Source organism: Arthrobacter pasteuri, assembly GCF_054510955.1.
In genome coordinates this window covers 812,566-825,318 of the sequence record NZ_JBTNDO010000001.1, presented here as the reverse complement: position 1 = coordinate 825,318, position 12,753 = coordinate 812,566, and the positions used below count along the sequence as shown (strand labels likewise).

13 protein-coding genes and 1 pseudogene are annotated in these 12,753 nt (G+C 65.1%); 12 read left to right on the top strand and 2 right to left on the bottom strand.

Annotated elements, in window-relative coordinates:
* Window positions 1–23: 23 nt before the first annotated feature.
* Window positions 24–989, bottom strand: a complete 966-nt coding sequence (locus tag ACX80H_RS03915; protein WP_459311167.1) for a hypothetical protein — start codon at window positions 987–989, stop codon at window positions 24–26.
* A 694-nt stretch (window positions 990–1,683) separates the two neighbouring features.
* Between ACX80H_RS03915 and ACX80H_RS03910 the strand changes: the two genes are divergently transcribed.
* Entirely contained in the window at window positions 1,684–2,421 is a 738-nt protein-coding gene (locus ACX80H_RS03910; protein ID WP_459311166.1) for a hypothetical protein, read from the top strand.
* Window positions 2,422–2,843: 422 nt separating this feature from the next.
* Here ACX80H_RS03910 and ACX80H_RS03905 read toward each other — a convergent pair whose 3' ends face one another.
* A complete protein-coding gene (locus ACX80H_RS03905) occupies window positions 2,844–4,322 on the bottom strand; it encodes a recombinase family protein (RefSeq protein WP_459311164.1) in 1,479 nt (492 codons plus the stop codon).
* A 36-nt stretch (window positions 4,323–4,358) separates the two neighbouring features.
* Between ACX80H_RS03905 and ACX80H_RS03900 the strand changes: the two are divergent.
* The 11 genes and pseudogenes from ACX80H_RS03900 to ACX80H_RS03850 form a co-directional block, all read left to right on the top strand.
* A pseudogene (locus tag ACX80H_RS03900) lies at window positions 4,359–4,712 on the top strand (P-loop NTPase family protein); the annotation flags it as partial.
* Complete coding sequence (locus tag ACX80H_RS03895; protein WP_459311163.1) at window positions 4,709–5,566, top strand: type II secretion system F family protein; 858 nt, start codon at window positions 4,709–4,711, stop codon at window positions 5,564–5,566. The pseudogene ACX80H_RS03900 and the gene ACX80H_RS03895, both read left to right, overlap by 4 nt.
* A complete protein-coding gene (locus ACX80H_RS03890) occupies window positions 5,563–6,504 on the top strand; it encodes a type II secretion system F family protein (RefSeq protein WP_459311162.1) in 942 nt (313 codons plus the stop codon). The genes ACX80H_RS03895 and ACX80H_RS03890 overlap by 4 nt, the downstream gene beginning before the upstream one ends.
* Before the next feature lie 30 nt (window positions 6,505–6,534).
* Complete coding sequence (locus ACX80H_RS03885; protein WP_459311161.1) at window positions 6,535–6,756, top strand: hypothetical protein; 222 nt, start codon at window positions 6,535–6,537, stop codon at window positions 6,754–6,756.
* The gene (locus ACX80H_RS03880; protein ID WP_459311159.1) at window positions 6,757–7,173 is read left to right on the top strand and encodes a TadE family protein; all 417 of its coding nucleotides are present in this window, start codon (window positions 6,757–6,759) and stop codon (window positions 7,171–7,173) included.
* A complete protein-coding gene (locus ACX80H_RS03875) occupies window positions 7,154–7,684 on the top strand; it encodes a hypothetical protein (protein WP_459311157.1) in 531 nt (176 codons plus the stop codon). Before ACX80H_RS03880 ends, ACX80H_RS03875 begins: the two co-directional genes overlap by 20 nt.
* Window positions 7,684–8,151 (top strand): pilus assembly protein TadG-related protein, encoded by a 468-nt coding sequence (locus ACX80H_RS03870; protein ID WP_459311156.1) that lies wholly within the window; start codon window positions 7,684–7,686, stop codon window positions 8,149–8,151. The genes ACX80H_RS03875 and ACX80H_RS03870 overlap by 1 nt, the downstream gene beginning before the upstream one ends.
* Window positions 8,152–8,245: 94 nt before the next feature.
* Window positions 8,246–9,361, top strand: a complete 1,116-nt coding sequence (gene prfB / locus ACX80H_RS03865; RefSeq protein WP_459311154.1) for a peptide chain release factor 2 — start codon at window positions 8,246–8,248, stop codon at window positions 9,359–9,361.
* Window positions 9,362–9,531: 170 nt separating this feature from the next.
* Window positions 9,532–10,236 carry a cell division ATP-binding protein FtsE gene (ftsE, locus tag ACX80H_RS03860; RefSeq protein WP_459311152.1) on the top strand — a complete coding sequence of 235 codons (705 nt, stop codon included), beginning with the start codon at window positions 9,532–9,534 and terminating at the stop codon, window positions 10,234–10,236.
* Window positions 10,233–11,147 carry a permease-like cell division protein FtsX gene (gene ftsX / locus ACX80H_RS03855; protein ID WP_087076374.1) on the top strand — a complete coding sequence of 305 codons (915 nt, stop codon included), beginning with the start codon at window positions 10,233–10,235 and terminating at the stop codon, window positions 11,145–11,147. The genes ftsE and ftsX overlap by 4 nt, the downstream gene beginning before the upstream one ends.
* Before the next feature lie 28 nt (window positions 11,148–11,175).
* Window positions 11,176–12,747 (top strand): M23 family metallopeptidase, encoded by a 1,572-nt coding sequence (locus tag ACX80H_RS03850; RefSeq protein WP_459311151.1) that lies wholly within the window; start codon window positions 11,176–11,178, stop codon window positions 12,745–12,747.
* The last annotated feature ends 6 nt before the right edge of the window (window positions 12,748–12,753 follow it).

Below are 12,753 nucleotides of genomic sequence, written 5' to 3'. Positions count from 1 at the left end.
GTACTTGCCGACCAAGCGAGCACTCAGGACTTACGTTTGCGCGATGCCTGCACGACTTTGCGGAGCTGACTGATCCATCGCCCCGCGTGGACGATGCGCGTGTAATCCGCAGCGGGGTCCGCAAGCAGATCTAGGCGGCTCCGCTGGCTCAGCGCTTGCCAGTTCTCATACATTACGTATAGAGCGTTGCCGTAAGTAAGATTTTCAAGGACGACGAGATCATCCCGGAATATATACGCAACGTAACGAGAGAAGTTGCCGTTTCCGACGGCAACTGCCTGAGGACTGAGAGACCAAATTGCTTCGTTTCGTTGTTTCGCTGTCTGAGTGCGCGCAGAATTCGGATCGAGATCTAGCCGCTTGACGATCTCGGAGAAGATGGGATTCCCCCGTTGCCCCGGGGGAAGTAGCGTCCAGCTGATCTCCTGGTGATGGATCCAGTCCTTAATGTCCATGTCTGCCGGTATCACGTCTGCAGACCCGACGTTCTCTCTCAGTAGGCTCAGTGACATCAGGAGGTCAGGGTCATCTTTGCTTGTTCCCGGCCCAAACACCCGCTGCACTCGGAAGGCGAGGCGGGCCTCATCCTGTGCTGCGCTGCCCATGACCGCGATTGAATAGCCATGTCCGTGGAGCGTCTCTCTGGGCGTGACCAAGCGGGTCCGATATGCCGGCACCTGCGAGGCGCTCTTATTGCCGTACGGATAGACCCAGGAAACGGAGGACCTCGATACCTTCGGAAGGTCAGGACGCAGGACCTCCCTTCCCTCTACGTTCCATGCGGACCAACGTCCTGCATCTACGTCAGGGACGATGACAGCATCGATATTCATGGCGCTGGCGAAATCGGCGATACCGAGGCTCGCAAGCTTTCCTTCGTCCAATGACTCGCGGCTGTACGTTTTGGAGACACCAATTTGGAACGAGTGGTTAAATTTTTCAATCTTTTGCCAGAGCGGCTCAGGCACCGCTTTGTATCCGCTCATCATCTTCCGTCCTTGTTTCCTACTTGTTGTCATGGGTCATCGCAACCAGGAGCGGTCCTACGGCCCGTGCTGAGTGTTCTGTAGAACCACGACGTCACTCTCATGGCTTGATCGGCTGCCCTCGGAAGGTGTTCTGCAATATGGGCGGTAGTACGCGGTTCCCAATATAGGAGCATAGGTGATAGATGAGTGCCATGTGTCGGCCGTTCTGACCGCTTGGGGCCGGATGGTCGCGTTTCAGCGCTGGCTCCTCCGAGCCGCAATGGTGATCCCGCAGCGGGTTGAAGCAGGACCGCTCAACCGGTCGTTCCGGCGAAACCAAGGCGCTCACCTATCCGCGGGTTGCTCTGCAGTAGATTGACTTCAATGCGCTCCAGGCCCCGATCCGTGGCTCGTGTCGCCCTATACTTGGCAGAGATTGCGAGGGGGGCAAGTGTCTAGGGTTATATTTCTTCCGTGTGCGGATCATTTCGCTCGCGCCAACTACAACAAGACGGTCGTTGAGCCGGTTGACCTAACGGATTCGGTGTTAGCAACGGTTGATTCGATATCCAACTTGCGAGGCGGCACCAATATGGGTAGCTGCAGCTTTTGGGGAGTCAGGGAACGGAACGGCCGGCACCTGACAGCGACTCAAACAACAGGACTGCCTGCACCGCCCAATCGGTGGTCCTCAGTTGCGGCGGGCGACGTTGTCGTGTTCTCCGCAAAGAAGCGTCTGTTTGCGGTGGCGCGTGTGATCGGGACGTTCACCGATGCGGACCTAGCTGAGCACCTTTGGGGCACGGCAGTGGACGGCCGACCTTTCAAATACATCATGGGGCTCGAGGACCCGTACGCGATCGACCGCGCAGCGGTCGAGCTGCTGGCAGCCATAGGTGAAGGAGGAAAAGATTATATCCAAGACTTCAGGGTGCTTGACGAACTGCAGAGCGAAAGGGCTCTAAGGTTTTTGGCTATTCGGTCGGACTACTCCGAGGCGGAGGATGCTGGGGTCACACCGAGTGCGGGGCCGACCGACGCTCGTACTTTGAGTAAGAGACGTCTAGAGCAACGGGAACTCGCGCTGCGGGTGAAGTCCGACGCAGCCGGGATCTGCGCACTCTGCCTACGTGAGTTTGATAGTGAATTTTTAGTAGCTGCGCACATAAAACTGCGCGCGCAGTGCACGGACGACGAGCGCCACGACTTCCAGCATATTGCGATGGCAGCGTGCAGACTCGGTTGTGATCAGCTGTTCGAGCTGGGTCTGGTCACGGTCACGGCATCCGGTGCCCTTCAGGGAAGCGCGCTGCTTGAGCAGAGCCCAGTACTCAGCGAGTACTTTCAGCAGCACCTTTCCGGCAACCAGTGCGCCAAGTGGAGTGCGGGTAGCTCGGTCTATTTCGCATGGCATCGGCAGAACATTTTCCGGAAGCGCGTCTCCGCTATTTAGCTTAGGTGCGAGGACGGCAGGGAAATCTCCGCAGGTGGGTCTGTGGCGAAAAAGTGACCCACTCGTTTTGCTCAATTGGGAAGCCTTGGGCATGTATGTGATGAGCCGCTTGTCCACCTAGGAGTTAGATATCCCGCAAATCCCCGGCCGTTCCAGGGGTTGACTAGGGCCTTCTCCCCATGTCGAGCTCGGTGGCCTGCTCATCAACGACGAGAGTGGCGCGTGCTGGGCAACCACCACGTCGCGCCATCCTCATCCAGGTAGACAGCGTGGCAAGCCTTCCTAGTTAGCTACCTACCGAATGGGCCCCCTAAATCTGGTCCACTGAGATCGCCCCCCCGGTAACGGTGATACTGCCCGCCGTTACCTAGGTCTGATGCCATGCAGAGGTTTGCGGCACCTTTGCCGTCCGCAAGCTGCTGTCAATGGGTCTGATCAAGACCAGATCGGCGTCGTGCGGCGTGTTGCTCATCGGAAGTGCGAGGAATCGGGAAACCCCGTGGCAGGACGCGCACGGTGTCAGGGTTGAAGACCTTCGTGCTCCCTGCCCCATGAGGCAGAAGGGTTACGTCTAAGGTCTTTCGCACCCAATCACGCCGATCGTCGATCGGTAGGGCGAACCACTCGTCTGCGTGCTTACTCCCAATAATCGGCTCGACTAGGGTCGGGAAGGCCGACGGAGGAGCAGCGGGCGTCAGCCTCGCGGCAATCATCTCGGCCTCCAGTCGTTCCAAATTGTCCTGAATCCTTCGAGATACAGTGGCCAATTGCGACATAGTGATGCCGCCGTCGGCGGCTTCTATAGCGACGTCGTCGAGACGGCGCCGCAGAGCGATGATCTCGGTCTCAAGGGGAGAGGTGTCGATCTCGACGGGCTGAAGTTCCGCGTTTGCTGAAGCGGCCGCTCTCCACGCTATCGCCCAGCGGTTCACCACATCGTCTACAAAGGTGATCCGCTTGCCGACATGTCCCGTGCCTGACTCCTTGCAACGGTAGTGTCGGTGTTTGGTTCCGTCGCGGAGGGTGGTGAGTCCCGACCGCACTACGGAGCCACACACGCAGGTCGCGATCCCTGCCAGCAAGTACTTTGCCTTATTGGTCTGAGACCTGCGTCGGCTTGGGTCTTTCAAAATCGAGCACGCTGCCCGCCATACGTCTTCCCCGACTATTGCGGGGAACTCAGAAGGCCCGACAATCTCGCCCTTCCACTCAGCGAGGCCGGCATTCCGAGGACGGAGAATCAGCTGCCGCAGAGTTGCATAGGTCCAGTCATTTCCCATCGAAGTCCTGATTCCCAGGTCATTCATGCTCTTGACTTTCGACCCGAGGCTGCCGCCGCGGAGAACGTAGTTGAAAATCTCCGCGACGACCTCGCTCTCGACCGGCGCGAGAAGAGGCTTCCCATCTATGAACTCCCAACCGAATGGACGGGCTCCGCCCGTCCATTTCCCGGCCCTGGCGTTCTGCTCAATCGAACGCCTGATGCGTTCGCTTTTCAAATCAGACTCGTACCGAGCGGAGGAACCGAGCATCCTTGCCACCATCCGGCCGGAACTGGTGGCTAGGTCGAAGCGCCCAGCTTTCACGGTGTAAGTTGTAGCGCCAGCGGCTTCGCAAACCTCGATATAGCTTTCCAGCTCCATCATGTTTCGATGCAGGCGGTCAGTGTGCCAGCTGATGATCGCCGATGCCTCTGCCCGTTCAATTGCTCGGAGCATCGACTGGTACGCCGGGCGCTTGGCGCGTCCATACGCGGAGATGTCATTGTCGATGAAAACTCTCGCTACACGCAGGCCCAAGCTGTCGGCTAGCTGCCTGCAATCCTGCTCTTGGCGTTGAACCCCAAGTCCCTCCCCAGACCGATCCTGACTGATCCGGCAGTAGATGAACGCTTCACTCATACGCTCATACTACGCCTGCATTGTCCCTGAGCGTTATCGGGTCTTCCGGGGATGTGCAGCGTCCATGCGAACAGCGCCCATGATGCGGTGACCAAGATCTGCACGCTGCCGCTCCTCGCAGGGCAGAACATCTCCAGCAGCTTCGTCGTGCCCACGGTGGCATCGTGCATCGACCTCGTGGTGCACTGCGCACGGCTCTCCGGTGGGCAGCGCAGGGTCATGGAGATCATGGCGCTGGGCCGCCGCGTCGAGAACGGTGTCATCGAATCCTCCTCCGTCTTCAGGAGCATCGACGGGAACCTGCAGCTGACGGCCAGCGGCATGCCGGCAGAGGAGAAATTCGCCGCCGCGGGAGTCGACTTGTCGGCCCTCCTCGGAGTTCGCGCATGAGCACCGCGCTCGGTGTCGCCCTCGGTACCGGTCTATTCCTCGTGTGGTGGTCCTTCTGGGAGCGGCCGCCGAAGGAGCGCAGGGTTCCCGCCCGGCGGCGTCTGCTCGACGACCTTCTCCTGCGGGCGGGGGTCGAGCGGGTCTCATCGAACGGCCTGATAGCCTCGTGCGGCGCCGTGGCCGTGGTGGTGCTGCTCATCGGCTTCGTCCTGACCGGTTCCGCTCCGATCGCGCTGTGCTTCGCGCTGTTCGGCGGGTTCCTGCCGTTCTCGATCGTGAGGTGGCGTGCCGCCCGGCGTGCGGCCTCGCTGCGCGAACTGTGGCCCGACGTGGTGGACCACCTCCGCTCCGCTATCCGGGCCGGATTGTCGCTTCCGGAAGCGCTGATCCAGTTGGGAGAGAAGGGCCCGCTCGAACTGCGACCCGCGTTCCGGGCGTTCGCCGTGGACTATCGTGCGGGCGGACGGTTCGACGATGCGCTGAACCGCCTCAAGGACCGGCTGGCGGATCCGGTGGCCGACCGGATCGTCGAGGCACTCCGCATGACTCGCGAGGTGGGTGGCTCGGACCTGGGCCGGTTGCTCGGCACCCTGTCCGAGTTCCTGCGGGACGCGGCGCGGACGCGCAGCGAGCTGGAGGCCCGGCAGTCCTGGACCGTCAATGCTGCCCGGCTGGCTGTCGCTGCTCCGTGGTTCGTGCTGCTGCTCCTGTCGACCAGACCGGAAGCCGTGCGGGCCTACAATTCCGCAGGTGGAGCCGTGGTCCTCCTTGGCGGGCTCCTGGTCTCGATCGTCTGCTACCGCGTGATGCTGCGGATCGGGGCACTGCCTGAGGACGAGCGGGTGCTCCAATGAATCCGGCCACTGCTCTGGCCGCACTCTGCGGGATCGTCCTCGGGACGGGCCTCTGGCTGGTGGTCGTGCGGTTGCCGGCCATGCGGCCCCCCACGCTGACGCAGCGCGTGGCGCCGCAACTGCGTGCGGTGGATTCGCGGTCCAGGCTCCTCTCCGAGTCACCGGCCAACGTCACGCCCTTCGGGCCGCTCGAGCGCATCCTCCGTCCCCTGCTGGCCGACGCCGTCTCCTGGTCCCACCGCTTCAACCCGGCGGCGGCAACGCTCGCCCGGAGGCTCGCCCAGGCGGGGCGGGGCCAGACGATCACGGACTTCCGGGCCCAGCAACTCCTGTGGGCTGCAGGCGGACTCGCCGGGTCGACACTGGTCATGGTCCTCCTGGCGGCGTCGGGTTCGGCGAATATCCCCCTTGCCGTCGTCATCATCCTCGCCTGTGCCGTGATGGGGTTCGTCGGACGGGATTACGTCCTGTCGTCCGACATCAGGCGGCGCGAGGCGCGGATGCTCGCCGAGTTCCCGAGCCTCGCGGAGCTGATGGCGCTGGCAGTCTCCGCTGGGGAGAGTACGACGGGCGCGCTCGAGCGCATCTGCAGGACGGCGTCCGGCGAGCTGGCCGGTGAATTCGCCCTCGTCCTCGCAGCGACCCGGGCCGGGAAGCCGCTCGTCGACGCCCTGCAGGAGTTCTCACACCGGACCCGTCTCGCCCCGCTCTCCCGTTTCGTCGACGGCATCACCGTCGCCGTCCAGCGGGGTACGCCCCTCGCGGACGTGCTGCGCGCCCAGGCCCAGGACGTCCGGGACCTCGCCAAGCGCGAGCTGATGGAATCCGCCGGCAGGAAGGAGATCGCGATGATGGTCCCGCTGGTCTTCGGGGTCCTTCCTCTGACCGTCCTCTTCGCCGTGTATCCGGGAATCGCACTGATCAACCTCGGCTTCTGACCACCGACAACCACAAGAAGGAGCACTTCCATGAAGATCATGACCAGTGCATCGCGCATCGTACTCCTGGTACTCGTGGCGGTCACCGCCCTGCTCCGGCCCCCGGACGACGGCGAACGCGAACGGGGCGACGTGCCGGGCTGGGTGATGATCACGCTCATGTCCGCCGTCCTCGTCGCCGCGCTCCTGGCCATCGCCGGGCCCGCCCTCGAGGGCCTGTTCAACCAGGCGATCGACCAGGTCTCACCCTAGGTGGGAGTCCGACCGCGCACACAGCACGCCGCCGCCCGCCCGGGCGGGGATTCCGAGCGCGGTGCTGCCGTCGTCGATTTCGCCCTGATCGGCGGTCTCCTGACGGTCATCTTTCTCGCGATCGTCCAGCTGACGCTCGTCCTCCATGTGCGCAATACGCTCATCGACGCGGCCTCGTCCGGCGCCCGCTACGGCACGCTTGCCGACCGCAGCCCCCGGGACGCGGTGGGGCGCACGGAGGAGCTGATCCGTGGTTCCCTGGCCGATTCCTACGGGTCGGACATCACGGTCGCTGAGAGCACGGTCGGTGGTGTCCGGATGCTCGAAGTGGTGGTCCGGGCGCCCCTGCCCGTCCTGGGCCTGATCGGGCCGGCCGGCGCACTGGAGGTGCATGGACATGCAGCCCTTCCATCGTGAGGCGGTGTCGGCACCGCTCCGGCATCGGAAACGCGGCAGGAAGCACGGGAGGACTCCCGGACGCGAGCGACGGCGGCTGGCTGCACGCAGGGCACCCCTGAGCGGAGAGGACGGCAACGCCGTCGTGGAGTTCGTGTTCCTCGGCGTCATGCTGCTGGTCCCGGTCGTCTACCTCGTGCTGACCATGGGTCAGTTGCAGGGCGGATCGTTCGCCGTCGTTGGTGCCGCCGACCAGGCCGCGAAGGTCTATGTGGACGCACCGACACCTCAGGCGGCGGACGCACGGGCGCGGCAGGCGGTGCGCATAGCCCTGTCCGATTTCGGGTACAGCGAGGACCAGGCTGCCGTGGACATCGCCTGCAGCGAGGAATGCCTGGCGCCGGGCTCGACCGTGACCGTCGTCGTGCGCCTCGAGGTACCCCTGCCACTGATCCCCGGTATCGCCGGATCCCATGCCTCCGCCGCGACCGTGGATGCGACCTCGACCCAGATCGTCGAGCGGTTCGGCTGATGTCGCGGCGACAGGCAGAGGGGAAGGACGGGGCGGAGGACGGGCAGGTCGGGGTCCTGATCATCGGATACCTCCTCATCTCGCTGCTCGTCGTCACCGTGGTGCTCGCCGTCTCGGCCGTTTATATAGAGCACAAGAAGCTGTTATCGGCTGCCGACGGCGCTGCCCTCGCCGCCGCCGACAACTACAGCATCCCCGTCGGGGCCGGCGGGGCCGGCGCGACGCCGCCGCTGCCCGTCCTGCAGGGCTCCGGCGTCGAGGAGTCGACAGCCGGCTACCTGGCGGCCACCGGTGCGGCTGCCCGTTTCGAGCAGCTGGCCATCGACCCCGCGACGGGTGCACCCGACGGACGCACCGCCCGGGTCGTCCTCACCGCCGTCGTGCGCCCGCCCATCGTGAATTTCCTCGTGCCCGCCGGGATCCCGATCGTGGCGCAGTCTGACGCGCGCGCGGAACTGACCCGGTGACGCGCCGCTGCCGCCCGATCGCGCCCGCTGCAGCCCGATCGCGCCCGCGGCCGTCAGATGCCGCCCGCTGCCGATGACGTAGGCTGGAAGAACCATGGCAACCACTGATTTTCCCGCAGAGATCCGCGCCCTGCGCGCCAAGTACCAGTCCATCGAGCAGGTCTCCGATGTCGAGGGAATCCGCAAGGACATCGAGGAACTGAGCGAGGAAGCCGGCGCCCCCGACCTCTGGGACGATCCCGCTGCCGCCCAGAAGGTGACCTCCAAGCTGTCCTACCGGCAGTCCGCCCTCGAGCGTCTCGAGACCCTCGAGAGCCGCATCGACGACCTCGAGGTCCTCGTGGAGCTCGCGCAGGACGAAGGCGACGAGGACTCCCTCGCCGAAGCCGAGAAGGAGCTCGTCTCGCTGAGCAGGTCCCTCGACGACCTCGAGATCGTCACGCTGCTGGCCGGGGAGTGGGACGAGCGGGAAGCCGTGGTCACGATCCGCTCGGGAGCCGGGGGAGTGGATGCCGCCGACTTCGCCGAGATGCTCCTGCGCATGTACCTCCGCTGGGCCGAACGCCACGGCTACCCGACGCAGGTCCTCGACACCTCCTACGCGGAGGAGGCGGGCCTGAAGTCCGCGACGTTCGAGGTCAAGGCGCCCTACGCCTTCGGCACCTTGTCGGTCGAGGCCGGGACGCACCGCCTCGTCCGCATCAGCCCCTTCGACAACCAGGGCCGCCGGCAGACGTCCTTCGCCGCCGTCGAGGTCATCCCCCTCATCGAGCAGACGGACGTCATCGAGGTCCCGGACAACGAGATCCGCGTCGACGTCTTCCGCTCGTCCGGCCCCGGCGGGCAGTCCGTCAACACCACCGACTCCGCCGTCCGCCTGACCCACCTCCCCACGGGACTCGTGGTGTCGATGCAGAACGAGAAGTCGCAGATCCAGAACCGCGCCGCGGCGATGCGCGTGCTCCAGTCCCGGCTCCTGCTCCTCAAGAAGGAACAGGAGGACGCGGAGAAGAAGGCGTTCGCCGGCGACGTGAAGGCATCCTGGGGCGACCAGATGCGCTCCTACGTCCTCAACCCTTACCAGATGGTCAAGGACCTCCGCACCAACCACGAGGTGGGCAATACCTCGGCGGTCTTCGACGGCGAGATCGACGATTTCATCGATGCCGGCATCCGCTGGCGCACCAACAACCGCAACGACGCTGCCTAGCCGCTACGCGAATCCGGCGCTCCACCACCTGTCGGAGGGTGGAGCTCTTGCGTGCGACACACCGCCGGGGTAATGGGCGCCTCGTGATGCCGTCGTTATAGTCGAGGAGCCGGCGCTTCCTTCCCCCAGCAAATGCCCGTACCGGCGGACACCATGGGCGCAGAGTGATCATGATCCGATTCGACAACGTCACGAAGACCTACGACTCCAAGTCGCAGCCCGCCCTCGATGCCGTCTCCCTCGACGTGGACCGCGGTGAGTTCGTCTTCCTCGTCGGCGCCTCGGGCTCCGGCAAGTCGACCTTCATCCGCCTCGTGCTCAAGGAGGACCGGGCGACGAGGGGTGCGGTCTACGTGGCCGGCCAGAACGTCGCCAACATCCCCAGCTGGCGCGTACCCCGCCTCCGCCGCGGGATCGGTGTCGTGTTCCAGGACTTCCGCCTGCTGCCCAACAAGACGGTCTTCGCCAACGTCGCGTTCGCGATGCAGGTCATCGGGAAGAGCCGCGCCGTCATCCGGGAGACAGTGCCCGACGTCCTCGCGACCGTCGGCCTCGAGGGCAAGAACAACCGCATGCCGCATGAACTCTCCGGCGGCGAGCAGCAGCGCGTCGCGATCGCGCGCGCCATCGTGAACCGGCCCGGCATCCTCCTCGCCGACGAGCCCACCGGGAACCTCGACCCGACGACCTCCATGGGCATCATGAAGGTCCTCGACAAGATCAACCAGAACGGCACCACCGTGGTCATGGCCACGCACGACGACGACATCGTGAACACGATGCGCAAGCGCGTCGTCGAACTCCGCGGGGGATCCGTGGTGCGCGACGACGCCCAGGGCATCTACATCGGCGAGGCCGAAGCGATGGCCGGATGAGGCTCGCGTTCATCCTGTCCGAGATCGGCTCGGGCATCCGCCGGAACCTGTCGATGGTCACTTCCGTGATCCTCGTGACCTTCATCTCGCTGACCTTCGTCGGTGCGGCCGGGCTGTTCCAGCTGCAGATCAATCAGATGAAGGGGTACTGGTACGACCGCGTCCAGGTCACCCTCTACCTCTGCGTCGACAACTCCTCGGAGACCAGCTGCGCCACCGGACCCGTGACCGAGGACCAGCGGGCAGCAATCCAGGCAAAACTCGAATCCGAGCAGTTCGCCCCGTACGTCGACACCGTGACCTACGAGTCGCAGGACGAGGCGCTCGCCCACTTCCGCGACCAGTTCGCCAACTCGCCGATCGTCGATTCCGTCACCGCGGACCAGCTCCCCGAGTCCTTCCGCGTCAGCCTGGTCGACGCCGAGAAGTACGAGGTCATCGACGAGGCCTTCTCGTCGGAGCCGGGCGTGGACGCGGTGAGCGATCAGCGGGACTTCCTCGAGGCGATCTTCCGGTACATGAACTGGGCCTCCGTGGTCGCACTGGCGATCGCAGGCGTCATGACGTTCTGCGCCATCCTGCTGATCGCGACGACCATCCGGCTCTCGGCCTTCAGCCGCCGCAGGGAGACCGGCATCATGCGCCTCGTCGGGGCGTCGAAGGCCGTCATCCAGCTGCCTTTCATCCTGGAGGGCGTGATCGCCGCCGTCATCGGCGCCGTGCTGGCGTCTGCCGCCCTGTGGGGGGCGTCGAGGTTCGTGATCGACGGCTGGCTCGCGAACACCTTCCCCCAGACGGCGTTCATCTCGTCCCAGCAGGTGCTGATCCTGGTCCCGGTGCTGATCCTGCTCGGAGCCGTCCTCGCGGGACTCTCATCCCTGCTCACCCTTCGACGATACGTAAAGGTCTGACAGCATGCCGCTCAGTGCGAGGGACCACGTGCGCCCGCCAGCAACCTGGTGGGCCCGGCAGGACAAGCGGGCCTTGGTGGTGCGTGGCACCGCGGGCAGTTCGATCGCCCTCGTCGTCGCACTCGCCCTCGGGTTCAGCACGCCGGTCGTCGCGGATGAACTCGACGACCGCAAGAGTGCCCTCGAGAATGAGGTCGCGGAAGTGCAGCAGTCCATGGAGTACCTGGACGCGGACATCGCCGAGACCATCGGTGCACTGAAGACCTACCAGGCGGAGCTTCCCGCGGCGCAGCAGTCCCTCGCGGATGCTCAGGGCAAGGTCGAGGCCGCCACCGGCGAGGTCGGGGCGCTGGCCGTCCGCGTCGAGCTGGCGCAGGAGACCCGGAACAAGATCACCGAGGAACTCCGCGCCGACCGGCAGGAGATGGACCGGACGCGCGAGGTCATCGGACAGATCGCAACGGAGGCCTACAAGAACGGTGGAATCCCTACGAATGTGTCGCTGCTCCTCGGCGCGGAGGGCGTCGAGGACTTCACCGAGTCGATGGACATGGTGGACCAGGCGCTGCGCAGCCAGAACGCGGCGATGCAGCGCCTCTCGGAGCAGAACGCCACGAACGCCAACAGCCAGGCCCGACTCGAGGCCGTGGAGGCCGAGATCACCGAGCTCAAGGAGAAGGCCGACGCCGCCCTTGCGGCCGAGCAGTCGGCACGCGACCAGGCAGCGAGCGAGAAAGCCAGGGTGGACAAGCTCGTGGCCGACACGTCGGCGTTGTCCGCCACGCTGCAGAAACAGAAACCCGTCATCGAGGCGAAGCTCGCCGGTGTCGAGCAGGCCCAGCAGCAGGTGAACGCGGACATTGCGGAGCGCCAGCGCCGCCTGATCGAGGAAGCCCGGAAGGCGGAGGAAGCCCGCCAGAAAGCGGAGGAAGCCCGCCAGAAAGCGGAGCAGGCACGCCTGCGTGCCGAGGCGGAAGCCGCGGCGGCCGCCGAGCAGGCCCGTCGCCAGGCGGAAGCCGAGGCCGTCGCAGCTGCGGAGACCGCGCGCCGGAAAGCGGAGGCCGAAGCCGCGAACCGGCCGGTTCCTGCTCCCGTCCAGCCGCAGATCGTGGAGCCGGTTGCCCCCGTGATCCCCGAGCCGCCCGCCCTCGCCCCGGCGGATCCCGCGCCGGACCCCCGAGGATTCGGGCTGAACTCCCCGGTGAGCGGCCCGATCAGCTCGGGATTCGGCTGGCGTCCGACGCCGGTGGGCACCATCGACTTCAACGGCACCGGCGGGTACATGCACACCGGCGTCGACTACGGCGTGGGCTGCGGAACGCCGCTCTACGCGCCCGCGGCCGGGGAGGTCTGGTACGCGGACTCGAACGTCCTGCCCGGAGCGGGCAACCGGATCGTGCTCAACCACGGGGTGGTGGGCGGCAATGTGCTCGCGACGAACTACTACCACCTGACGAACTTCCTCGTCTCGGTCGGGCAGCGTGTGAGTGCCGGCCAGCTGATCGGCTACACCGGAACCACGGGCAACTCGACCGGATGCCATCTGCACTTCGAGACGATGCTGAACGGCACCCTCGTGGACCCGATGGGCCTGCTCTAGGTCGTA

Coding starts and splice junctions, on each gene's coding strand:
- ACX80H_RS03915 (WP_459311167.1), bottom strand. CDS start 989: ATGATGAGCGGATACAAAGCGGTGCCTGAGCCGCTCTGGCAAAAGATT.
- ACX80H_RS03905 (WP_459311164.1), bottom strand. CDS start 4,322: ATGAGTGAAGCGTTCATCTACTGCCGGATCAGTCAGGATCGGTCTGGG.
- ACX80H_RS03895 (WP_459311163.1), top strand. CDS start 4,709: ATGAGCACCGCGCTCGGTGTCGCCCTCGGTACCGGTCTATTCCTCGTG.
- ACX80H_RS03890 (WP_459311162.1), top strand. CDS start 5,563: ATGAATCCGGCCACTGCTCTGGCCGCACTCTGCGGGATCGTCCTCGGG.
- ACX80H_RS03885 (WP_459311161.1), top strand. CDS start 6,535: ATGAAGATCATGACCAGTGCATCGCGCATCGTACTCCTGGTACTCGTG.
- ACX80H_RS03875 (WP_459311157.1), top strand. CDS start 7,154: ATGCAGCCCTTCCATCGTGAGGCGGTGTCGGCACCGCTCCGGCATCGG.
- ACX80H_RS03870 (WP_459311156.1), top strand. CDS start 7,684: ATGTCGCGGCGACAGGCAGAGGGGAAGGACGGGGCGGAGGACGGGCAG.
- prfB (WP_459311154.1), top strand. CDS start 8,246: ATGGCAACCACTGATTTTCCCGCAGAGATCCGCGCCCTGCGCGCCAAG.
- ftsE (WP_459311152.1), top strand. CDS start 9,532: ATGATCCGATTCGACAACGTCACGAAGACCTACGACTCCAAGTCGCAG.
- ftsX (WP_087076374.1), top strand. CDS start 10,233: ATGAGGCTCGCGTTCATCCTGTCCGAGATCGGCTCGGGCATCCGCCGG.